This window comes from Hyphomicrobium denitrificans 1NES1 (assembly GCF_000230975.2).
GTDB classification, from domain to species: Bacteria; Pseudomonadota; Alphaproteobacteria; order Rhizobiales; family Hyphomicrobiaceae; genus Hyphomicrobium_B; species Hyphomicrobium_B denitrificans_A.
This window is the reverse complement of record NC_021172.1, coordinates 2,546,055-2,567,930: the sequence shown is the minus strand read 5'-3', so window position 1 is coordinate 2,567,930 and position 21,876 is coordinate 2,546,055. Positions and strand designations below refer to the sequence as shown.

Here is a 21,876-nt window from a genome sequence, read left to right as displayed (position 1 = left end):
ACTTTGGGCACATTATGGCCAAGCGCGAAAGTTCTCCAGGCAAATTCTATAGCCTGAAGGAGCCTCCTGCGCCGCCCGAAATTGGTGCGGAATAGCGCTGTTCCGGCGTCAGCGCGGTTCCCAAAGGTCCACGAAGGGCGCCACGACGTGAGTGCCGTGCCGACCTTCATAGACGTGGACGAACGGCGCATCGACAATCGTGCGTCGGCCGCTTTCGACATGCGCGAACGGCGCGCCCACCACTTGCCCGCGATAATAGCGACGGTGATGGCGGCGGTGGCGCCAGCGGTATCCATCATCGTGCACCCTGACGAGATCGGAAGACGCTTGGTTCACGGCTACCGCGCCCGCTCCCGGAGCGGCCTGCGTTATAGTCAACCCAGCCGAGCCCATCAGAACCAAAGCAGCGGCTGCGGTCGTCAGCAGTGGGCTTAAAAACGCTGCCATGAGAAAATTTCTCCGTTATCCACTCTACGGACTTGAAAGTAGGTAGGGAATTTCCGGATCGCAACCGAAGCTGCGCCGAATGACGACTCGTGCGACACTTGTGCTGAATATCGAGCTAACCGGACGCCCTTTTTGGACGGAGAACGGAAGCTCGCAACCTGCAAGACCGGCTGTTTCGCGCGCCCCGGTCTGCTATGATCAGACGTCGGATCGCCGGGGAGGATGCCTATGGGAATGCGTTGGTTTGTGTGGGGCTTTTTCTTCGCATTCTTGAGCGGCCTATCCGTTAGCGCTTCGGCGGAAGATGCGTGCCCGAGAAACGGAACGCTCGGTGTTTCGCGAACGGTTGAAATCGATACGACCGGCGGTCCGGGCTTCGGCATGGAGCATTACAAGGCCTACGACTTCCTGCAGGATAAGGAGGTCGTGCTGACCTTCGATGACGGCCCGCAGAAATACTCAACCGAGGCCGTATTGAAAGCGCTCGCGGACGAATGCGTGAAGGCGACATTTTTCTCGATCGGCAAGATGGCGCTCGGCTATCCCGAAATCATCCGCGAGGTTTCTAAAGCCGGACACACCGTCGGAACGCATACTTGGAGCCACAAGGCCATCGGCAAGCTGAAGACCTTCGACGATGGCAAGGCGGAGATCGAGCGCGGCGTGAGCGCCGTCCACCGCGCCGTCGGCGGACCGATCGCACCGTTCTTCCGTTTCCCGACGCTTGTCGATACGCCGGAAGCCGTTGCCTATCTCGGCAAGCGCAACATCGCGATGTTTTCAACCGACATCGACAGTGTCGATTACAAGCCGCAGACGGTCGATCATCTCATCAAATCGGTGATGGCCAAGCTCGACAAGCGCGGCAAGGGCATCATCTTGATGCACGACATTCACAAAAGAACTGCGCAGGCGCTGCCCATCATTCTCGCCCAGTTGAAGGCGAAGGGTTACAAGATCGTACACATGACGGCCAAGGCGCCGGTCGTAACGCTTGCCGAATTTGACGAGGCTATAGAAAAAGAGGCCAAGGGGCTGCCGCAGGTCGGCGCCGAACGGCCGATGTCGAGCGTCGTGAAAACGGTCGGCGGAGCGGCGCCGAAGGATGACGGCGCGGGCGACGCAACCGAGCCCGAGGGAATGCCAACCGCGCCCGCAGAAGAAAGCGTGCATGCTCCCGATGGCGGGGGATCGGCCTCGGCACCGCTTCCTGCATTTCCATCTGCGGCGTCGCCGGCGAAGAAATCTACCGTTGCGCCCGAAACGGCGGTGCCCCCCGGGACGACCCCGGGTCCCGGCAAGCAGTCATCGAATGAACCGTCGAGCGCGGTATCTGGAAATTCCGGCATCGCGACATCGCCTGCCGCTTCGGCTGCTTCTTCTGCAACTGCACCGGCATCGCCGCCGTTGATGACTACGGCGTCCGTGGTGCGCACGGTTTCGGGTGAGGAAGCGAAACTGGCCGCGCCGGCGGCGCCTGCTGCAAAAAGTGAAGCGCCGCAAGAGACGACGCACAAATCGCTCATGGAGCGCGCTAAAGAGACCTGGAAGCTGTGGTTTGGAGAATAGCGACCTCAGCGGATCGGCTAATTATTAGGGAAAGTACCAAAAAAGAAATGGGTGGCAGGATATGCCACCCATTTCTTTTTGGCCGCCCTGTGAGGTCCCCCCGGACCCGCCGCAAGCCAAATCTAATGCCAAGCGCAAAGGCCAAGCTTTTATCGGGCGTACGCGACACTGCGAGCGATGAACTTGCGTATCGTGTTACGGCATGTGTGGGTATTTCGTCCCCCAGCCAGTCCCCCGATCGGCTGTCCCACGAGCAAAAGGGTATGTCAGCATTGCCGGTTCTTCCACAGAAAAACGAATCACTTCTCACTGATTCGATATTGCTGTGGTGTTTCGGTTACAACGAAACATTCTGAGCAAAAAGCGAGAGCACGCAGATTTCGCAAAAGAAAAAGGGCCGCCTTTTAAGGCGGCCCCGTGAGATCATTCGTCATGAAAGCGGAGTGCGATGTCCGCGTTCGTCGTATCAGACGCACTCCGGGAGATTTCCGGATGCAAGTCTGAGCGACCACGACATCGACCGCCTCAAGATCCCACTCGACATCGGATCACCTCCTCTCGATTGTTGCTGATATGGAGAGACTCTCACGGTTCGTTCGATTTGAAAAGACCCGAAAGGCAGGGATGCGTGCGCCACATCAGACATACTTGTTGAAGTCTGCTTCGCGCACGATTGCGGATTTCAAACCTCACAATAGTCTTTGCCGTAGACGTCGGTGCACCGACTCTTATGGTTATTCGGAGTCATTTTGGAGAGCGTTCATGACGGCCCCCCGCTTCGAGGCTGCAAATCCAACCTCGCATCGGCATTCGGCAGGTGAAAAGCAACTTAAAGAGCGATTCCAAAAAATACATGGACATGCACTCGACACCAGCAGCCCGCAATCTTTCTCCGAGAAGCTCTTTTGTCGGATGATCGCAGTCAGCCGCGCGGGCGACCGCGTGATGAGCGAGCTCTCGGATAAATTCCGCGTGCGCAACTATGTGGAGCGTCATATCGGCGGCGCCCATCTCGCAAAACTGCTTTGGCACGGCACTGACGTCCATGCCGTCCCATTCGAAACGCTGCCCGAGAAATACATGATCAAAGCCAACCATGGCTCCGCCATGAACCGGCTGGTCCGGGGCGAGATTGATCGGGTATCTGTTGTCAAGGAGATGGAAAGATGGATGAATGCGGATTTCGCCAGCCAGCATGGCGAGCATCACTATAACGCTATTCTTCGCCAGATCGTCATCGAGGAAATGCTGGACGATGGCGAGGAAGACGGACCTCTAGACTATCGCTTCTGGTGCTTTGACGGCAAAATTGAAACGATACAAGTCGACAACAATACTCATTCGATCAACCCGTTCTACGACACCGATTGGAAACGGATCCCAGGCGGCTACCGGCCCGAAACGCGCGAGGTCGAGATCGACCGCCCCGCCAATTTCGAAGAGATGAAGGTTCTGGCGTCCCTGCTTTCGCGCGGCATAGATTTCGTTCGTGTCGATTTATATAGTTTGAAGGAGCGTGTCGTCTTCGGCGAGTTGACCTTCACGCCGACGGCAGGGGTCGCGATATTCAAGCCGTCGTCATGGGAAACGCGCCTCGGCAATGCGTGGCGATTTGACGATCGCCCCCTGGAATTTCGAGAGTCTTTCCGCAGTTGACCTTGCCAGGTTTAGCGTCCGGACTGAAATAGGACGCAGTCGTCGGTCCGAAATCGTCGACACGAAGAGCGGCAACGGACTGTTGTGCCGTTGGGCCCGCCGCTTGTTGCGGGCCGCCTATTGCTTCGTGCAACTCGGATACGGCACTTTTTCACCGGCGACGACTGGGCAGACCCGGAATGGGACCATCTGCTTCAAGCGGCCTTTCCACTTCTCTTCGTCGATCGTCAGATTTTCGGCATTCGCCGGTGTGCGTTCAGTCCATTGGATCGTGTAGACGGCTTCGTTGGTTTTGATCGCGACCGTCAACGCAGTTTCTCTGTGTTTATCCGGCTCTACTTTCCCGCAGCTCGTGATTGCGACGAAGCCGTCCTGACCATTGATCTTGGTCGAACCCAGCGGTTTCACCGAAAAGGTGTCCGGACAGAGTTTTTGAATACTGCCCGAGATATTCGCGGCGATAAATTGCGCGGTCTTCTTGGGATCTTTGTCGATGTCCTTGGCGCCGGTTATGCTGATCAGCTGAGACCAATTGTCGATGCTCTCACCCTTCGGAATGGCAGCGCGAAAATATCGGCCGCCGTCGGCTTGTGCCTTCTGGATCTCGAATCCGCCCGGCAGCGTGAAACCGACCAATTGTCCAAGCACGGGCGCGATGATCGTGGAAGATCCTGGCTCCTCCGCAAACGCCGCCGATCCGGCCAATCCGGAAAACACAACGAGCAGAGCAGAAATCATTCGCGTTCGCATATCGAAAACCTTCGTTTGTAGCGTCCGATAGAATTATGATGCGTCAAAAACATGTTCAGCTCGGTGACCTGCAATCGTTTTAGTCGGGTTGCGCGCGCATCTCCATGGCGCGCCCGAAGCCGGCGAGCAGGGTCCCGAGTGCAAAAAGCGCCAGCACGATCATCTGCAGATTGTCTTCGACGCTTTCCTTCTCGATCATGTAGTCGGAGATATTGGCGTCCGCGGTCCTATAGCGGCCGAGGTTTTTGTCTCGCTCGGCTTCCGCTTCCTTAATTTTCTCTGCCGAGGCATTCGCCGCCTGCAAAAGCACGATACGATTGTCATGGATCGCTTTGAGCTGGACCTGCGCCGATTGTTGGATGCTGAAAGCCGCAAGCCGCCATTCGATCTCGCGCTTCAAGGGATCGAGATAGAACATCTGCGTCGCCGTCGATCCAAGCAGCAGAACTATGCCGAACAACTCGCAGAGCTGATAAGCCTTAAACCCCATGGACATCCCCCGTTGGTGCTGCAAAAAAAGGGCGGAACCCGAAAGTACCGCCCGCATCGCAATCCTATCAAAAAGGCGTCGGCGACCTATTGCTTTTCGGCATCGATGTAGAGTTCTCCGCCCATCTTGCGGAATTTTTCGCTCATGTCCGCCATGCCGATTTCCTTGTCGTTAAGCGTTGCCGCGTAGTCGCGCACGTCCTGCGTGATCTTCATCGAGCAGAACTTCGGCCCGCACATCGAGCAGAAATGCGCGACTTTGTGCGCGTCCTTCGGCAGCGTCTCGTCATGGAAGGCGGTAGCCGTGTCGGGGTCGAGCGACAGGTTGAACTGGTCCTGCCAGCGGAAGTCGAACCGCGCCCGCGATAGCGCATCGTCGCGAAGCTGCGCCGCCGGATGCCCCTTCGCAAGATCGGCCGCATGCGCTGCGATCTTGTAGGTGATGACGCCGGTCTTGACGTCATCGCGGTTCGGAAGACCGAGATGCTCCTTCGGCGTCACGTAGCAGAGCATCGCCGTTCCGTACCAGCCGATCATCGCCGCGCCGATGCCCGACGTGATGTGATCGTAGCCGGGCGCGATGTCGGTCGTCAGCGGCCCGAGCGTGTAGAACGGCGCTTCCCCGCAGGCTTTGAGCTGCTTCTCCATGTTGACCTTGATCTTGTGCATCGGCACGTGGCCGGGGCCTTCGATCATCACCTGACAGCCTTTCGCCCAGGCGATCTTGGTCAGCTCGCCAAGCGTTTCGAGCTCGGCGAACTGCGCGCGGTCGTTGGCGTCTGCGATGGAGCCCGGACGCAATCCGTCGCCGAGCGAGAATGAGACGTCATACTTGCGCATCAGATCGCAAATCTCGTCGAAGCGCTCGTAGAGGAAGCTCTCCTTGTGATGCGCAAGGCACCACTTCGCCATGATCGAGCCGCCGCGCGAAACGATGCCCGTCACGCGATTGGCCGTCAGCGGCACGAACGGCAGCCGCACGCCCGCGTGGATCGTGAAATAGTCGACGCCTTGCTCACACTGTTCGATCAGCGTGTCGCGGTAAAGCTCCCACGTCAGCTTGACGGGGTCGCCGTCGCATTTCTCCAGCGCCTGATAGATCGGCACGGTCCCGATCGGCACCGGCGAATTGCGGATGATCCACTCGCGCGTCGTGTGAATGTTGCGGCCCGTCGAGAGATCCATAACGGTGTCGGCGCCCCAGCGGATCGCCCACACCATCTTCTCGACTTCCTCTTCGACCGAAGACGTGACAGCCGAGTTGCCGATATTGGCGTTGATCTTCACGAGGAAGTTGCGGCCGATGATCATCGGCTCCAATTCGCCGTGGTTGATATTCGCCGGAATGATGGCGCGGCCGCGCGCAATCTCGTCACGCACGAATTCTGGCGTGATGTGCTCGGGAATTTCGGCGCCAAAGCTCTCGCCATCGCCGATCGCATCCTTCGCCCGCGCGAGAGCTTCGGCTCGCCCAAGGTTCTCGCGATGCGCAACGTAGATCATCTCCTTCGTAATAATCCCCGCGCGCGCATATTCGAGTTGGGTAAGGAGATTCCCTCCCCCCGTTCCTTCCACGGAGAGAGGGTCAGCCGCTTGCGCAGGAGCTTGTTGCGGCCCCTCCCCCCAACCCTCTCCCCGCAAGCGGGGCGAGGGAGTAGCCGCATCACTGAATTCCCCTCCCCCTTGCGGGGAGGGGCTAGGGGGGGCAGTTGACAGCTCCGGCGATTGCGGCGAACCCCCACCCGGCGCTTCACGCCACCCTCCCCGCAAGGGGGAGGGTGAAATCGCACGCAGCGGCCGGTGCACAGTCGGAAACACGCGCGCCGCGTGCGCGTCCGAGACGTTGCCATTGTCTTCAGGTTTTACCGCGCGGCCGTCATACGCTTCAACGCCGCCGCGTTCTTTGACCCATTCATCGCGCAATCGCGGCAGACCCTTTTCGACATCGATCGTCGCTGCCGAGTCGGTGTAAGGCCCCGAGGAATCATAGACACGGAACGGCGGCTCGCCGCTCGTCTCGCTCAGCACGATCTCGCGGAACGGGATGCGTAGAACCAGTGCACCTTCGGGCACAATATAGATTTTGCGCGAACCCTGCACCGGACCGGTCGTAACCTTCGGTGCAACGAGGTCGGACGGCAAAAAAGGTTTGTTCATCTCGAACTCCAGTCAAACGAGTGGATTTTCAATGCGAATAGCTGGCGATGCAGAGGATCGCGCCAAGGACCGCTGCAACAATGCCGGAGACGAAGACAGGCTTTTCAGTCCTGAACGTGTTTGGCCCGATGCGCCTTACCCAATCGGGAAACATCAGGCGGAGCACGCCATTGATCGTCGCGAACCAGCCGAAAAGCGTGATGATGATCCGCCAGTCTGCGACCCAGACGTTATGGTTCAACAACAGCGACACGCCGAGCGTCAGTGCAAATGCGCCGGCGAGATAAACAAGCGGACGGCTGGCGACGAACTCCGCCGACATCTCGGTGTAGATTTTCGAATTGATCGCCAGGCTGAGGCCGATCACGAGCATGACCGGTCCCATGAGGCGTGCCAAAAAGATCGAAGTTTGCATCGCATTCTCCCGTCCCTTCGCCGGCATGACCCGGATCAGGTTCTAAGGGTGCTCGCGTTCCTTACGCGATCTCAGCCGGATAAACCGGCGCCCCTCGGAAACAGTTTGATTTTGGCGCCATTGAACTGCAATGGCAAGTCAGGCTAACGGCCTAGCCATTCATTATTCCGACAAACGCGCCTTTGCGAGGCGCAACAGCGCGTCGCACGCGGAAAGCCCTAAGAACGCGTTGTCTAAGCCGCCATCGCGTGCTTGGCGGCATCGACCCAGCCTTTGATTTTCTCGATGTCCGGCGGACGGCCTTCGCGCAACACGCGTCTACCCGCCGACGTGGCGGCGAACTTCAGCACATGCGCCGAAAGAACGATCGGATCGGCTTCAGCGACGGCCTCTGCCGTGCGATATCCGGCGCCGACGAGAAGCTGCGCATGCGTTCCACGCAGGCCTGGAACGTCGATCACCATGCGCGCCTGATCCTGCCAGTCGGTCAGCGTCTCGCTGTCGAAATGCGGATCGTCGAGGTCTTCCGCAAGCGCCATCGGATCGCATTCGAGAAAATCCCCCACCGTATGCACGCCGACTTTGGCGAAGTGCTCCGCCATTCTCGGACCGATGGACGGCGCCGCTTCGAGGTCGTCGCTTTCGAACAGATAGGTACGATCCGCTTCCATCCTTTCCTGCGGCGCACGTGCAGGAATAGGATTCGGATGCGGCGTTCGCGCCATGGTCGCTGACACATCGGCCTGCAGCGGCAAAGCGGGAGGACGCTCGGTTACTTCGGAAGCGATGTGAGACGACTTTGCGACGGCCAGTTCGAGCGCCGTCGTATCGTGCGCGGACGTCGTTTCTTTCGGCGTGGCGATCATGGGCGGTGTCTGCTTCGGAACAGCGGAGCCACCAGCCACGCGCGCGATGCGCGCTTCGTTCCGCTGAGCAATCTGCGGTTCCAGAACTTCCTTGCGATGCAGATCGCGGATCGTGCGGTCATCTTCCGACAGCGAATTCTCGACGCGTCCGGTCGTTTTCAGCTCGTCGTAAATCGCCGCAACGAGCTTCCGGTCTTCCTCGTTCGTCAATCGCTTCTCGATGAACTTGCGCGGAATTTGCGTCATCGCCAGGAACGTTTCGGCAGTCAGCGACACATCAGGGGCGGCAACGCCCGATTCCGAAATTGCCGCATCGAGCACACGCCCATAGCCCTTAGCCGCGTACATCAAGAGTTCGGCGACGATCGTGCGTGCGATGTCGTCGAGTCCGTCTTCGGGCCTGACGGTGCCTTTGTGAATGTCGTAGTGTGCAATGAGCTTCTCATAGTAGCGGTGCGAGAACTCGGCGCTGGTGCACACGAATTCCTTCAACCAATTGGCGCCGGCCGGAACCGCAATATTGATATTCGCAAATCGCTGCTGCCCAATCGCGCGCAGCGCATTGTATGAGCGGTTGATGCTCCACTCGGTCGCGCGGTGGATGGCGTTCTCGGCTTCTGTCTGTGCCGTGTGAAACGGCATGACGGGATCGGTGTAATAGTGGCTGAGCACGCCCGCCGCATAGACGGCCTCCGGCCAGTTGCCCGCTTTGATCTCGGCAACCGTCCGCCGATACCACTCATCGGCCTTCTCCGGCGCGCCGCCCCAGAAATTCTCAGAGACGTGCAGCACGTGGTTCTTGAAATCCTTGAAAGTAACGTCCGGAGCTTTCGAGCCTTCGAGATAGCGCTCGACATGCTTTAAGAAGATTCGCGACCAGGCTTTCTTGTCCGCGCGCGGCATGGCGTCGAGTCCATCGAGCGCCAGCTTGTGATGCGTGCCATTGGCGTGCGTGGCATAGACAATTCGAAAGAGCGCGGACATCTCTTGCCTCAGGGCTGGTCACTGTACCAGCCCGATGTCTACGCGAGTCGCGCGTCGCCCTCGATTGCGTCGGAGGCGCCCAAGCGGGTCATCAACGATTTTCGCTCCGCTGCCGCGACTGTTTCTCCGCCGCGAGATCGATGATCTCGGCGCTGAGGCCGCGGTCGCGGGCAATCCGGCGCGCCAGATCGGCGCGCCGCTCAAGCCGTGTGATGTTCGTCTCGCGAGCTAGAGAAGCATCCGAAAGCATGCGCACCAGGACGTCCGGAGTGAGCCCGCAGGCCCGTCCAAGTGCCAGCGCTTCTTCTCGCGCGACGGCATGTGCCGCTTCGACGTATCCCATCAGCGCCGCGATTGCGTGCGCGCTGCCAAGCGGTCCGGTGCGCTCGACCTGACCGAGAAGCGAGAGCACCTTGTCCGCGATTTCGACAGAGTCGGGATAGCCGCCGAGCATGATCTTGGCCCGGCCCTCCGCCGCCGCGTCCGAACCGCCGATCAGGGCCGCATCGACGAGCGCCACGCCGCGCGTGCCGAGAAGCCCGAGAAGGGCTTGCAACTCGCGGGGCGTGCGCGCGCCAAGATCGACGACGACCGATCCCGGCTGCATCTCGGCACCCATTCCCATCCGGTCCGGATTGCCAACGAGGAGTCCGCGCATCGCCTCCGTGTCGTCAACCGCGACGAGCACGACAGGACACTCGAACGCAACGTCCGTCGGCGTCGAAGCAGGTTCCAACCTTTGCCCGCGCGTGACGACGGGCGAGCCCGGCAGACCCGCGTAGAGGACACGATACCCGCACGCTGCAATGCGTGTCGCGATCGCCGGGCCGTAATCGTCGCTGCCGATGACTCCGACCGGCGGATCGCTCATAGGTTTATCGTTGGCCATCATTCCCTCCGCGCTACAGCGAGCTAGCGTCCCTCGCGCCACCACGCGAGCGCGATCAAGGCCAACAGCGCTGAAAGCGCTGCCAACCCGGTGAACATTGGCGTCAGCTTGACGCCGCGCGTCAGGTACGCCTTACGATCCTTGAGCCCAAGCCAGCCCGAACCAGCCATGACTTTTGCCGCTGACATCATCGAGATGCGTGGCACATCGATATCCGTTGCCGAGCCGCTTGCCGTTCGTGTCCAGAAAACGCCGCCGCCCGTCGCGTCCGCGATAGGCTTCATCTTGTTTTCTGTCGCCGTTACCTCGCTCATCTCGCGCGGGTCTTCGACACCGGCATTGGCGACGGCGGTGAGTTGGCCGGTAGAGGCGGGCGTCTCGGCTTTGTAGAGGCCCGGCAATTTGACGTCGATCGTCGAGCGCCAGACGCCAGGCTCTCCTGTCGCCGGCGCGAGCGTAACGTCGGTCGTATCGCCTCCGGGCCCGAGCACCTTCACTGGCGAGACCTTGTCTTCCATCGAGCGCCGTTCGAGCGTCAGTTTCAGTCCGCGTGCGGAAGCAATCAGTCGCTCTTCCTCGAGGTCGGGCTCTTTCATGAGCCAGTGCGAAAGCCGGCGGAGGAGATCGGTATGCGGCCCGCCGCCGTCGTAGCCGCGCGCCCATAGCCACGCCTGATCGGATGTCAGCAGCGCAACACGCCCCTTGCCCTTGCGGTCGAGAATGAGCAGCGGTTTGTCCTCGGCGCCGGTCATCACGATGCGGCCGCGTTCGGCGTTGACCTCGGCCTGCCGGAACCAGCGCCCCCAGGTCGGCTGCGGAGACGCGTCCGCAACTTTCGCCGAATTCCAGCCGGGCAGACCTCGTGTCACCGGATGCTTCTGGCCTTCCGGCGTGACCTTGGCGCGGAACGGCATTTCAAGAACGCGGCCCGTTGGAGCCGCCGGCAGCACGGACGAAAGTGGCGTATGATAGATGCTATAGGCGCTGGCGTAATCGTCACCTGCCGCAACCAGCAGCGCTCCGCCATGCTCGTCCACATAGCGCGCGATGTTGTCGTAGTAGAGAAGCTGCAGAATGCCCCGGTGCTCGTACCTGTCGAAGATGATCAGGTCGAACTCGTTGATCTTTTCAGAAAAGAGTTCGCGCGTCGGGAACGCGATGAGCGAGAGCTGATTGATCGGCGTTCCGTCCTGCTTCTCAGGCGGTCTCAGAATCGTGAAGTGCACAAGATCGACCGCAGCGTCGGATTTCAGAAGATTGCGCCACGTACGTTCGCCCGGATGCGGTTCGCCCGAAACGAGCAGTACGCGCAGGTTCTCGCGCACGCCCTCGGCCGCGACGACGGCGCGATTGTTGGCAGCCGTCAATTCGCCCGGCGTCGGCGCCAGCTCGATCTCGACGATGTTCGTTCCCGTGTGCGGGATCGGCATGTCAATTTTGACTTTGCGGTCGATTTCGGTGCGGACCGTTTCGTCAGGCTGGCCTTCGCGGCGGACTTTCAGCGTTACGGCGCCGGATTCGGATGTCGGCGCCTTGCCGGTCTCCCGCACGGCGAGCTCGATGGGACGCGATTGCCCCACGAGACCGTAGCGCGGCGCCTCGATCACCTCGATACGCCGGTCGAATTCGTCGGGTTTGCCGGTCAGCAGCGTGTGCACCGGCGCATCGAAACCGAGCGCCGCCGCCGACTTCGGCACGTCGTGCACCTGACCGTCGGTGACGAAAACGACACCCGCAATGCGGTCGGGCGCGGTGTCGCTCAACGCCGCGTTGAGATCGGTGAACAGATTTGTTCCGGGCGGCGTCTGCTCGCCGGGAACGCCGCCGGTGACCCACTTGATCTTGAGGTTCGGGATCTTGGCGAACTTCTTCTCGAGATCGCCGCGGATTGCCTCGAGCTGTTTCGTCCGGTCGGAAAGTTTCTGGCTCGGGCTTTCGTCGAGCACTACGATGGCGACGTTGGCGAGGCTCTCACGCTGTTCCTCTTTCAGGATCGGATTGAAAAGCGCCGCGATCAGCGCCGCCAGAGCCGCGAGACGGAGGAGCGCGCCGCGCGATCGCCTGACGAGCAGCGCGATGACGAGCCCAAGCGCCACCACCGCCAGTGCGATCAGCACGGGACTGGGAACGAGCGGAGCGAATGTAATCGACCAGTTCAAATCTGACCTCTATTGCCCCCGACTTTATTGCCCAAGTCTTTCGAGCAGTGCCGGCACATGCACCTGATCGGCTTTATAGTTGCCCGTCAGCGCATGCATGACGATGTTGATGCCGCCGCGAAACGCCATTTCGCGCTGCATCTCGCCGCCCGGAACCGTCGGGTAGATCGGGCGGCCGCGATCGTCGAGCGCCCAGGCCGCTGCGAGATCGTTCGATGTGATCATGATCGACGTGACGCCGTCGGACACGCGCGCTTTATGCGTATCGTTCTCATTGTTCGGGATCGCTTCGACCCAGAGCTGCCCGCCGTCCCAGCGACCGGGGAACGACCGGAGCAGATAGAACGACTTCGTCACGACGTGATTTTCAGGCACCGGTTCGAGCGGCGGCACGTCGAGTTTGCTCAAGAGTCGTTGCAGCGCCGATCCGCCTTTTCCTGCGAGCGGTAATGTGCTGCTGCCACCCTGTCCGTAATCACGCGTGTCGAAAATAATGAGCCCGCCTTCTTTCATATAGGCATCGATCTTGGCTATGACCGCGTCGGGCAGGGCTTCGGCTGTTTCGAGAACCGGCCAATAAAGAACGGGATAGAATGCGATCTCGTCTTTCTTGATATCGACGGCCATCGGTTCGCCGGGTTCGACGGCCGTGCGTGTTTCGAGGACCCGCCCGAGTCCCTGCAGACCCGCGCGGCTCGTTTCATCCGTCGTGCGGTCGCCGCTGATGACGTAGCCAAGCGTCACCTTGCTCGTTGCGTCGATGGCGATCTTGTCGGCCGCCGAAAGATTGCCCGATCTGACGATCTGCGTGCCGTCCGAAGGACGGTGGGGCGTGAACGAGTCGAGCTGCCGAATCTCCGGTTCTTGAAAATCCTGCGGTGAGAAGTCCTGTGCTCTGACGTTGGTCGGGAATGCTGCATAGGCGAGCGCCGCCAGCGCTACGATGGCCGCTGCTCCGGTGTGCGGGCGCGGACGGCGCGAGAAGAGTCCTCCGAGTCCGCCTGCCTGCAAAATGAGAACCGCGAGGATGTCGGCAAACAGCAATCCGAGCGCAACGCCGAGCAGCGTCGGCTTCAACGCCGTGCTCGCGCCGTTGTCATAGGAGAGCCGCGTCACCGATGCCGGAAGATTCGGAAATGGAATGAGTGTGCTCTTCGGCGTCAGCACGTTCAGCGCGCGCGGGCTTGCCGGCTGTCCGTAATATCCGGGCGGATGCTCGAAGCTCGGTGCCGTCTTCTCAAGCTCGGACGCTTTGACGGGCTCGGCCGTCGGCGGCGGCGTGCGAAGCGCTCCGAGGCCATCGAGCGTCTTGAGCGGCGCCAAGACGTTGGCGTCGCTCGTGTCGGTCGTGTCCGTCGCATTCGCGTTGGTCTCGGTCGAAGCGCTGCCCTGTGCGCCAGCCGCGCCGATCGTGCCCATTGTCGAGAGACGCCGCAGCATGTCGACGAACAGACCGGACATCGGCAGGTTCGACCAATCGGAATTCGCGGTGACGTGGAATAGAACGAGGCGCCCATTGCCGTGCTTGGCGGCCGTCACGAGCGGTGTACCATCCTTGAGCCGCGCCCAGATTTCGACTTCGGGCGTCAGCTCCGCTGGGTCAGCCAGCACCTGCCGGTTGATCGTCACGTCTTTCGGAATCGTCAGCCCCGCAAAGGGACTGTTCTCGTCAAATCCCGCGAGCGGTTGCGGCGTCGACCACGAGAGCGCGCCGCCGAGCGAGCGCCCGCCGCTTCTGAGGGCCACCGGCAAGAGATCGTCGCCCGCTTTTTCAAGCCGCGGACCGGCGAAGCGCACGAGCAGACCGCCACGCTTCACAAAGTCGTCGACTTTTTTTGCCGCTTCGCCTGTCAGCGTGCCGATATCCGCAAGCATCAACACCGAGATGTTCTGCTTCAAGACTGCGTCGAGACCATCCGACAGGTTGGCATTCTTGGCGATCGCGAGATCGGCATAGGGCTTCAGCGCTTTCTCGATGTAGTAGAGCGGTGCCAGCAGCGGCTGCGCTTCCTCACGGCTTTCGCCCGACAGAAGGCCGACGCGATGCCACTGCGTCGCCGCGTCGATCAGGCTGACGGTTCCGGCCGAGCGTTCGCTCGCAATTTCAAGGCGCGCCACCTGATTGCGCAATTCGAGCGGCAGGTCGAACACGACCGTTGTGGACCGCTCTCCGGCCGCGAGCTTGAACGGCGCTTCGCCGAGTCGTTCGCTCCGCGCCGAGTACGCATAGACGCTGCCCGACCGCGCTGGTCCGCCGGGCGAGAAAATCGTCGCTTCGAGCTTTCCTTTTTCGCCGAGGTGTGCCGCAAGTCCGAGCGCTTCGTGCCCCTTCGCCTCATCGAGGACAGCGAACGTGCCGCTGCCTGCGAGCCCGGCAAGCTTCTTGGCGACCTCGGCTGCATCCGACTTGTGATCGATGCCGTCCTGCAGCCAGACGATGCTCGGATTTTTGACTCCCGCCTGATCGAGCGCCGTCTTCAGTGCACCGACTGCGGCATCGCGATCCGGCGCAAAGGGCTCGGGCACGAGCGCCGCAGCGGTGCTCCGCGCTTCTGCGGGCGATTGAATTTTGAGTACGGGCAGTCTCGTCGCCGCCGCCGTTCCGGCAACGATCACCGGACGGCCTTTGCTCTCCGCTTCACCGATGATCCGGTCGATCATCGCGACGCGTTCGGGCCAGCGCGACGCTGCCGACCAGCCGTTATCGACGAAGATGGCAACCGGCCCTTCGCCCGTCAGCGCAGCGTCGCGTGACGGATTGAGGACAGGCTCAGCGAGTGCCAGGATGACGAGCGTCGCCGCGATAAGCCGGATCAGCGTCAGCCACCACGGCGTCTTCTCGGCGGTCTTTTCCTCGTTCTCAAGCCCGACCAGAATGCGCGTCGGCGGAAATTCGACCTGCGTCGGACGCGGCGGCACGGCACGCAGCAGCCAATAGATGATCGGCAGCGTGATCAGCGCCGCCAGCAGCCAAGGATTGAGGAATGCGAGGGAACCGAAACTCATGATGCACGCTCCGTCACGTCGGAGCTTGCAGACATCCATCTATAGCCGCTCGCGGAACCCTGGAGCCGCATTAGCAGCGACAAGAGCGGCTCGGACGCGGGCCGGTCGGTATGATGCGTCAGGAACGACCAGCCGAACCGCTTCGCCATCTCGGCAAGCTCTGCGCGGTGCGCTTCGAAACGCGCGCGATATTTCGGACGCAGCGCTTCGACGCGATCTGCTACCCATCGCTGATCGCCCGACGGACTCAGGAATTCCGTGCGCCCGTGATAAGGCAACGTTTCTTCCGCTGGGTCGATCACCTGCACCATGTGCCCCGCGACGCCGTTGCCCGCAAAGCCTTCGAGACGCTCGCGGATGACTTGCGGTGGCGACAGGAAATCGCTGAACAGGATGAGTCCGGAAAACCGGCTGAGCGAAGTCTTCGGCGGAAGGCCGTCATTCGTCATTCCGGAATCGCTGTTCCCTGCGATCGTCTCGGCGATGCGTGTCGCGGCGTTGCGGCTCGCGGTTGGCGACATTTGCGCGAGCAGCGCCACGCGTTCCCCGCCGCGCACGAGCAGCTCGGCCGCGGCAAGCGTCAGCACGAGCATGCGGTCGCGTTTCGAAACCGGCGCGATGTGGCTCTGAAAATTCATCGACGGAGAAATGTCCGGCCAGAGATGGAGCGTGTGAGCCGCTTCCCACTCGCGCTCGCGGATATACAAGTGATCGGAACTCGCAGACCGCCGCCAATCGACGAGCGTCGCGTTCTCGCCCGCCTGATATTGCCGGAATTGCCAGAACGTCTCGCCGGGCCCCGCGCGCCGCCGCCCGTGAATGCCCTGCGCAACGGTCGAGGCGATGCGATCCGCTTCCATCAGGAGTTCCGGCATCCGGTCGACGAGGCTGACGGCCTCACGCTCCAGCGCCAGGACGTGCCGGCTCTCGTTATTGGTGCCCTGTCGTTGCCCTCGGGGGCCCGCCATTCGCGATTACTCCACCGACGCGGCGAGACGCGCGATGATGCGATTGAGGTCCTCGCCCTCGGCGCGCGCCGCGAACGTCAGCGCCATGCGGTGTTTCAGGATCGGTTCCGCCAGCGCGATGACGTCGTCGACCGACGGCGCGAGGCGTCCGTCGATCAAGGCTTTCGCGCGCACCGCGAGCATCAATGCCTGGCTGGCGCGCGGACCGGGGCCCCAAGCGACGAAGCGGTCCGTCTCGGCATTCTCGCCCGTTCCTGGACGCGCCGAACGCACGAGCTTCAAAATCGCTTCGACGACCTTATCAGGAACCGGGATCTGGCGAACGAGACGCTGCGTCGCCATCAGGTCCTGCGCCGAGATCACCGGCTCGACCTTGGCGGTATCGGTGCCGGTCGTCGCATAAAGCATGCGCCGCTCGGCGTTGAGATCGGGATAGCCGACGTCGATCTGCAGAAGAAACCGGTCGAGCTGGGCTTCGGGCAGCGGATACGTGCCTTCCTGTTCGAGTGGGTTCTGCGTCGCGAGCACATGGAACGGCGCGGGCGTGTCGTGCCGTTGCCCCGCAACGGTGACATGATGCTCCTGCATGGCTTGCAAGAGCGCCGACTGCGTTTTCGGCGACGCGCGGTTGATCTCGTCCGCCATCAGAAGCTGCGTGAAGATCGGCCCCTTGATGAAGCGGAACGACCGTCCGCGGCCCGGCTCGTCGTCGAGCACTTCCGAGCCGATGATGTCTGACGGCATCAGGTCTGGTGTGAACTGGATGCGCTTGGCGTCGAGTCCGAGGACCTTCCCCAGCGTTTCAACCAGCAGCGTCTTCGCGAGACCCGGCACGCCGATCAGCAGTGCGTGTCCGCCCGACAGGATCGTGATCAGCGTCCGCTCGATGACGTCGTCCTGTCCGAAGATGACCGTTGCGGCAGCTTTATGCGCGCGTTGTACGCGCTCGGCAGCCGCTTCGAGCCGCGGCACGATATCGGTATGGGTCTCGACGACATTGCTCATGGACGGAAGGCCTCGCTCGGCAGATTTCGCAAAGGGAAACAAAGGGCCGAGCTATGGCGTTCCCGGCAGCGCCTTGAACCTAGACGATCCTGCCCGGCCCTCATAGGGTCAAGTGAATGTTATGTTAGGATAAGGCGCCAATTCGGCGGCCCATCGGGTTACGGCAGATGCCGGATAAAGCTCATGAATTTGCCGGCATGAAAGAAACTCCCGCAACATCGTCCACAGGACTCGATGCGCTGTTGCGCGCCGCCGCCGAAAGCGGTGAGGCAGGCGCACGTCCCGTCGACAGCTGGAACCCGCCCTACTGCGGCGACATCGGCATGAAAATCCGCCGAGACGGCGCTTGGGCTTATCAGGGAAGCCCGATCGGGCGCATTGCGCTTGTCAAGCTTTTTGCGAGTATTCTGCGGAAGGATGACGACGGCAAGACCTATCTCGTGACGCCTACCGAGAAGGTCGACGTCGAAGTCGAGGACGCGCCCTTCCTCGCTGTCGAGATGGCGGTGTCAGGTGATGGTCGCGATCAGACGCTGACTTTCCGCACCAACGTCGACGATGTCGTCACCCTCAATGCCGACCACCCTCTGCGCTTCGAACAGACTGAGCCCGACGGCGGACTGAAACCCTACGTCCTCGTCCGCGGACGCCTGGAAGCCCTCTGCACCCGCGCCGTCTACGCTGAGCTTGTTGCGCTCGCCGAGCCAAAGGGCCGCAACGGCGATAAGGTCGGTGTGTGGAGCGGGGGCGTGTGGTGGGAATTGGCATAATGCGCGTGCTTAACGTCCGCTTCTGATCCAAGGCGAACATTGCCGGCCGGAACTCGGCGCAGATCGCAACTCTCAGTATCCGGTCTGCAATTCACTATAAGCTGACCGAGCCATGACCTCAGGTCGACCATTAGTGGGCCAATTGGAATCTGTCCCGTAATCCGCAATCACCGCGCGACCAATCGAATTACTTAAATCACGAAGCCGTAGAAACGGAACGATGGCAATTGCCGAAAGTTGTCAGTCGGCTGAATGAGCGCAAGCCGACCGATAACGACACTTAGCATGGCTTTTCGAAATGGCTGTCGTATCGAATTTCGCCGCCGCGAAAAGGAGATATAAATGAAAGCGCTAATTCTTGTTTTTGCGCCAGCTCTCTTCGCCGCATCATCAGCTTGGGCCCTCGGCCCATCCTTCCCATCCAGCATTTCCGCGACGACTGGACATGTGGAGAAGGTCCAGGCACGACGACCGAATAGGCCCCATCGACCACCGGCGATGCGGCCAGGCCCGCGCCCGCCGTCACACTGGAGACCCGGTCATCACTACAGACGGCCGCCGCCCGGGTGGCATCGTTTTGGCCGCCGGCCAAGCCGCTGGCGTCAAATGGGCTGCGTCGTCGTGGGGCCAGTCTGGTTCTGTCCATAATCGAACTGACGGCCGGACAAGCGATCCAATTGCGCGCATTCCGACACCCAAAGTGGCGACGGGAGTCGTTGCGATGTCCGCAAATCTAAACAAATCTAAAATGTACATCCGGGGATCGGATTTGGGAATTGAGGTCCGGATTTGATATCGAGCGCTAACCGGGTGGCGGCTGCGCGCTGCATTAAATTGGCAAGCGCCTGAAACTTCCGAGATGGTCACGGCGTTGTGAGGAAGTCCCGAACAGAAGGATCAAAATCCATGTTCAGAGTGACTATTCTAGCGGCTTTTGCGATTGCGATCGCTTGTCTCCCGGCGTCTGCACAAGACAAAGCGAAGGACTGGTGTACTAACGCGCACATGCAAAAGATGCAGTCCACTATCGGCAAGATGACCGATGCTGCGAAGAAAAAAGAAGCCAAAAGCCATCTCGCCATGTCTAAGGCTGCCATGAAGGCCAAGGACATGGATGGATGCGTCAAGCACATGGAACAAGCTCACCAGGCGATGGGCCTCTGAAGCTCATCACGCTCAGGCGCCGAGAGGTCGCGTGATTTATTTCTGAATGGTCGCGAGGGTGAGCCCGTCGTGCGTCGCTCTTCGATGACTTTCCGCCGCGGTAAGCAAGCATGCCGGGTAGGTGGTGGAACGCGCTACAGCGACTTGGCAAAGGATGCCCGGGCATTTAGAGACTTAGAAGTTGGCGTCTGTATTCTCTCTCAGTACAGTCGCGCAGCAGGCAGCGCCTGCGCCTCTCTGCAGAGAGGACGCACGCTACCCAAGCGGCCGTCTGACAGCTGAAACGCCCCAGTCATAATCGCTTACCGACGATGCCATTCGGCTCAAGAAATATCTTCGTACCCGCCCGACATCCCCGGCCAGGGAGGAAACCATGAAGTTCATTGCTGGATTCATTGCTGCACTCGCAGTGCTGGCCGCCGGCGGTCTTATCTACATCTACAGCGGCACTTACAATGTTGCTGCTTCCAATCCGCATAGTCCAATTCTCGGCTGGGTACTGGTAACGGCAAGAGATAAGTCCATTGCGGCTCGCACCGATGAGGTGGGTCCGCCACCGCCGCCAAGCCCAAGCTCGATCAAAGAAGGTTTCGAGCACTTCGATGAAATGTGCGTCGCGTGCCATGGGGCGCCGGGCGTCGAACGCGGCGAAGTCGGCAAAGGATTGAACCCAAAGCCGCCCGATCTCGTCCGCCTGTCAAAAGGAATAGACCCGCGACAGCTCTTCTGGGTCGTCAAGAACGGAATCAGAATGACGGGCATGCCGTCCTTTGGTGCAACCCACAACGATCATGCCATCTGGAACATCGTTGCATTCTTGAAGGAACTTCCGGCAACCACGGCACAAAAATACCAAGACATGAAGAAGGAATTGGCAGCTTCACAGAGCAGCGGTCACGAGCATGACCACAACCACTAGGTTACTTGTCCAATGAAAGTCGCTCCGAACTGGCTTATCGGACGGTGAACCTCACCGACTGCAAAACAATCGGGGCTAGTCGATGAGTGACAGGAACTCCTGCCGCTTGATTGGATTGTCGCGGAAGCAGCCGAGCATGCGGCTGGTCACGAGATCGGTATCCGGCTTGTGTACGCCGCGCGTCGTCATGCAATGATGCGTCGCCTTGATGATGACGCCGACCCCTTTCGGCTGCAGCGCACTCTCGATAGCGTTGGCAATCTGAGCTGTCATCTTTTCCTGAATCTGCAGCCGCTTCGCATAGGCATCGACTACGCGCGCAAGCTTGCTGATTCCGACGACACGTCCGCGCGGAACATAAGCGACCCACGCCCGCCCGATGATCGGAGCGAGATGGTGCTCGCAATGACTTTCGAACGGAATGCCACGAAGCATGACCATCTCGTCGTAGCCTTCGATTTCCTCGAATGTTTTCTGCAGAATCTGCACCGGATCCTGCCGGTAGCCGGAGAAGAACTCTTCGAACGCGCGCGACATGCGCGACGGCGTTTCGGCGAGACCCGGCCGGTCCGGATCGTCGCCCGCCCAGCGAATAATGGTGCGGAACGCCGCTTCGACGTCGGATCGCTCGAGGTTGTCGTCGTGAGACTCGACTCGCAAGCATGTGTTCAGTGGTGTCACCAATGCATCCACGAGGTCGTCTCCTGTTATAGAGTGGCAGGCTTACTTGCCGGCAATGACGTGAACCGTGCCGGTCATGTCGGGGTGCACGCGGCAGAAGTATTTGCTCGTTCCGGCATGATCGAATTGTTGCCGTGCTGATTGGCCGGCCGCGATGAGAACGTCCCACGCGCCGTTGTTGGCCGTTGCGGTATGATCGATGAAGTCGCCGTTCACCCACTCGATCGTATCGCCTTCCTTGATGGTGATCTCGGCAGGCGAGAAGGCGAGGTCGGCGATCTTGACTTGCACGACCTCGCCCGCGATCCCAACGCGAGCGCCGACAATCTGCAATGCCAGAAGAATGGCTGCATAACGAATTGCGGTTCGCATCGATCCCATCCGCTATTTGAGCGAGCTGGCAAGATGCTCCGCATGCGCCAGATGGCCCTGGAATATCTTGAGGCCGGTCTGCAGCAGGCTCTTCAACTCGCCATTCGATGCCGAGGGGATCAGCGTGGTCTCAAGCGCCCCGTCGACGGTCTTGTGAAACGCGACTTCGTTGTCTACGTAAGCCTTGTCGAATGCGGCGCCGGACAATTTGCTCAGCTCATCATGCTTCTGCGCGGCCTGCTCGGAGAGAGATTTGCTCGTGCCGTTGTCCTCGGGCGTGACGTTGAGTTTCTTGACCAGCGCCAACGCCTTGTCGTTAACTGCCGTGTGATCGCGCACCATGTCGCTCGCAAAGGACCGAACGGCTTTGTTTTGCGATTTTTCAAGCGCAAGTTGGCCAGCTTTTACGTCGATGTCGCCCGCCGTATAGGCGATGTGCGCGATCTGCGGATCGGTCGGTTTGTCGGCTGCGAACGTCGGTGACGTCAGCGCTGCGAGCGCGAGCGCTGCAGCGAGACTCGATGGGAAGTGGCGCATGAGATTGCCTCCGTGTTGCGAGCCATGAGGGCTCTGTGTCTCACGAAGGATTGGATGCAAGCGCGCGCAAAAC

19 protein-coding genes and 1 riboswitch are annotated in these 21,876 nt (G+C 60.6%); of the genes, 5 read left to right on the top strand and 14 right to left on the bottom strand.

Going from position 1 to position 21,876, the window contains the following annotated elements:
• Positions 1-108 precede the first annotated feature (108 nt).
• A complete protein-coding gene (locus tag HYPDE_RS12280; protein WP_015598795.1) occupies positions 109-447 on the bottom strand; it encodes a hypothetical protein in 339 nt (112 codons plus the stop codon).
• 234 nt (positions 448-681) lie between these two features.
• Here HYPDE_RS12280 and HYPDE_RS12275 point away from each other — a divergent pair, with 234 nt between their 5' ends.
• Both HYPDE_RS12275 and HYPDE_RS12270 read left to right on the top strand, forming a co-directional pair.
• On the top strand, positions 682-2,016 hold the full coding sequence (locus HYPDE_RS12275) for a polysaccharide deacetylase family protein (protein WP_244437630.1): 1,335 nt from the start codon (positions 682-684) through the stop codon (positions 2,014-2,016).
• Between the two features lie 912 nt (positions 2,017-2,928).
• Complete coding sequence (locus HYPDE_RS12270) at positions 2,929-3,672, top strand: ATP-grasp fold amidoligase family protein (protein ID WP_051111998.1); 744 nt, start codon at positions 2,929-2,931, stop codon at positions 3,670-3,672.
• A gap of 117 nt (positions 3,673-3,789) precedes the next feature.
• Here HYPDE_RS12270 and HYPDE_RS12265 read toward each other — a convergent pair whose 3' ends face one another.
• The 10 genes from HYPDE_RS12265 to HYPDE_RS12220 all read right to left on the bottom strand — a co-directional run bounded on the left by HYPDE_RS12265 (position 3,790) and on the right by HYPDE_RS12220 (position 17,360).
• A complete protein-coding gene (locus HYPDE_RS12265; protein ID WP_041320460.1) occupies positions 3,790-4,422 on the bottom strand; it encodes a hypothetical protein in 633 nt (210 codons plus the stop codon).
• A 79-nt stretch (positions 4,423-4,501) separates the two neighbouring features.
• Positions 4,502-4,912: a hypothetical protein gene (locus tag HYPDE_RS12260; RefSeq protein ID WP_015598791.1), complete on the bottom strand. Its 411-nt coding sequence runs from the start codon at positions 4,910-4,912 to the stop codon at positions 4,502-4,504.
• 86 nt (positions 4,913-4,998) lie between these two features.
• Positions 4,999-7,068, bottom strand: a complete 2,070-nt coding sequence (thiC, locus tag HYPDE_RS12255) for a phosphomethylpyrimidine synthase ThiC (protein WP_015598790.1) — start codon at positions 7,066-7,068, stop codon at positions 4,999-5,001.
• Between the two features lie 28 nt (positions 7,069-7,096).
• Positions 7,097-7,483, bottom strand: a complete 387-nt coding sequence (locus tag HYPDE_RS12250) for a hypothetical protein (protein WP_041321261.1) — start codon at positions 7,481-7,483, stop codon at positions 7,097-7,099.
• Positions 7,479-7,588: riboswitch (TPP riboswitch) on the bottom strand. It overlaps the preceding gene by 5 nt.
• A gap of 128 nt (positions 7,589-7,716) precedes the next feature.
• Complete coding sequence (locus HYPDE_RS12245; protein WP_015598788.1) at positions 7,717-9,333, bottom strand: DUF4332 domain-containing protein; 1,617 nt, start codon at positions 9,331-9,333, stop codon at positions 7,717-7,719.
• Between the two features lie 91 nt (positions 9,334-9,424).
• A complete protein-coding gene (locus tag HYPDE_RS12240; protein WP_244437628.1) occupies positions 9,425-10,204 on the bottom strand; it encodes an NAD(P)-binding domain-containing protein in 780 nt (259 codons plus the stop codon).
• 41 nt (positions 10,205-10,245) lie between these two features.
• Entirely contained in the window at positions 10,246-12,381 is a 2,136-nt protein-coding gene (locus HYPDE_RS12235) for a membrane protein (protein WP_015598786.1), read from the bottom strand.
• Between the two features lie 24 nt (positions 12,382-12,405).
• Positions 12,406-15,387 (bottom strand): DUF4159 domain-containing protein, encoded by a 2,982-nt coding sequence (locus HYPDE_RS12230; protein ID WP_015598785.1) that lies wholly within the window; start codon positions 15,385-15,387, stop codon positions 12,406-12,408.
• Positions 15,384-16,355, bottom strand: coding sequence for a DUF58 domain-containing protein (locus HYPDE_RS12225; RefSeq protein WP_015598784.1), 972 nt, complete (start codon positions 16,353-16,355; stop codon positions 15,384-15,386). The genes HYPDE_RS12230 and HYPDE_RS12225 overlap by 4 nt, the downstream gene beginning before the upstream one ends.
• 6 nt (positions 16,356-16,361) lie before the next feature.
• Complete coding sequence (locus HYPDE_RS12220; RefSeq protein ID WP_041320459.1) at positions 16,362-17,360, bottom strand: AAA family ATPase; 999 nt, start codon at positions 17,358-17,360, stop codon at positions 16,362-16,364.
• A gap of 167 nt (positions 17,361-17,527) precedes the next feature.
• On the opposite strand from HYPDE_RS12220, the gene HYPDE_RS12215 reads away from it, so the two are divergent.
• The 3 genes from HYPDE_RS12215 (at position 17,528) to HYPDE_RS12205 (ending at position 20,213) form a co-directional block, all read left to right on the top strand.
• Positions 17,528-18,130, top strand: coding sequence for a DUF1285 domain-containing protein (locus tag HYPDE_RS12215; protein ID WP_015598782.1), 603 nt, complete (start codon positions 17,528-17,530; stop codon positions 18,128-18,130).
• Positions 18,131-19,036: 906 nt separating this feature from the next.
• Positions 19,037-19,294, top strand: a complete 258-nt coding sequence (locus HYPDE_RS12210; RefSeq protein WP_015598779.1) for a hypothetical protein — start codon at positions 19,037-19,039, stop codon at positions 19,292-19,294.
• Positions 19,295-19,667: 373 nt separating this feature from the next.
• On the top strand, positions 19,668-20,213 hold the full coding sequence (locus tag HYPDE_RS12205; protein ID WP_015598778.1) for a c-type cytochrome: 546 nt from the start codon (positions 19,668-19,670) through the stop codon (positions 20,211-20,213).
• A gap of 75 nt (positions 20,214-20,288) precedes the next feature.
• Here the strand turns inward: HYPDE_RS12205 and folE are convergent, their stop codons facing one another.
• The 3 genes from folE to HYPDE_RS12190 are packed head-to-tail and all read right to left on the bottom strand — an operon-like array spanning position 20,289 to position 21,803.
• Entirely contained in the window at positions 20,289-20,897 is a 609-nt protein-coding gene (folE, locus tag HYPDE_RS12200) for a GTP cyclohydrolase I FolE (RefSeq protein ID WP_041321258.1), read from the bottom strand.
• 39 nt (positions 20,898-20,936) lie between these two features.
• Positions 20,937-21,266: a plastocyanin/azurin family copper-binding protein gene (locus HYPDE_RS12195; protein WP_144061263.1), complete on the bottom strand. Its 330-nt coding sequence runs from the start codon at positions 21,264-21,266 to the stop codon at positions 20,937-20,939.
• 12 nt (positions 21,267-21,278) lie between these two features.
• Positions 21,279-21,803 (bottom strand): DUF4142 domain-containing protein, encoded by a 525-nt coding sequence (locus HYPDE_RS12190; protein WP_015598775.1) that lies wholly within the window; start codon positions 21,801-21,803, stop codon positions 21,279-21,281.
• Positions 21,804-21,876: the final 73 nt, after the last annotated feature.

Excerpts from the sequence above, each read along its gene's own strand:
- HYPDE_RS12280 (WP_015598795.1), bottom strand. The coding sequence starts at position 447 with ATGGCAGCGTTTTTAAGCCCACTGCTGACGACCGCAGCCGCTGCTTTG.
- HYPDE_RS12275 (WP_244437630.1), top strand. The coding sequence starts at position 682 with ATGCGTTGGTTTGTGTGGGGCTTTTTCTTCGCATTCTTGAGCGGCCTA.
- HYPDE_RS12270 (WP_051111998.1), top strand. The coding sequence starts at position 2,929 with ATGATCGCAGTCAGCCGCGCGGGCGACCGCGTGATGAGCGAGCTCTCG.
- HYPDE_RS12265 (WP_041320460.1), bottom strand. The coding sequence starts at position 4,422 with ATGCGAACGCGAATGATTTCTGCTCTGCTCGTTGTGTTTTCCGGATTG.
- HYPDE_RS12260 (WP_015598791.1), bottom strand. The coding sequence starts at position 4,912 with ATGGGGTTTAAGGCTTATCAGCTCTGCGAGTTGTTCGGCATAGTTCTG.
- thiC (WP_015598790.1), bottom strand. The coding sequence starts at position 7,068 with ATGAACAAACCTTTTTTGCCGTCCGACCTCGTTGCACCGAAGGTTACG.
- HYPDE_RS12250 (WP_041321261.1), bottom strand. The coding sequence starts at position 7,483 with ATGCAAACTTCGATCTTTTTGGCACGCCTCATGGGACCGGTCATGCTC.
- HYPDE_RS12245 (WP_015598788.1), bottom strand. The coding sequence starts at position 9,333 with ATGTCCGCGCTCTTTCGAATTGTCTATGCCACGCACGCCAATGGCACG.
- HYPDE_RS12240 (WP_244437628.1), bottom strand. The coding sequence starts at position 10,204 with ATGAGCGATCCGCCGGTCGGAGTCATCGGCAGCGACGATTACGGCCCG.
- HYPDE_RS12230 (WP_015598785.1), bottom strand. The coding sequence starts at position 15,387 with ATGAGTTTCGGTTCCCTCGCATTCCTCAATCCTTGGCTGCTGGCGGCG.
- HYPDE_RS12225 (WP_015598784.1), bottom strand. The coding sequence starts at position 16,355 with ATGGCGGGCCCCCGAGGGCAACGACAGGGCACCAATAACGAGAGCCGG.
- HYPDE_RS12220 (WP_041320459.1), bottom strand. The coding sequence starts at position 17,360 with ATGAGCAATGTCGTCGAGACCCATACCGATATCGTGCCGCGGCTCGAA.
- HYPDE_RS12215 (WP_015598782.1), top strand. The coding sequence starts at position 17,528 with ATGCCGGATAAAGCTCATGAATTTGCCGGCATGAAAGAAACTCCCGCA.
- HYPDE_RS12210 (WP_015598779.1), top strand. The coding sequence starts at position 19,037 with ATGTTCAGAGTGACTATTCTAGCGGCTTTTGCGATTGCGATCGCTTGT.
- HYPDE_RS12205 (WP_015598778.1), top strand. The coding sequence starts at position 19,668 with ATGAAGTTCATTGCTGGATTCATTGCTGCACTCGCAGTGCTGGCCGCC.
- HYPDE_RS12195 (WP_144061263.1), bottom strand. The coding sequence starts at position 21,266 with ATGCGAACCGCAATTCGTTATGCAGCCATTCTTCTGGCATTGCAGATT.
- HYPDE_RS12190 (WP_015598775.1), bottom strand. The coding sequence starts at position 21,803 with ATGCGCCACTTCCCATCGAGTCTCGCTGCAGCGCTCGCGCTCGCAGCG.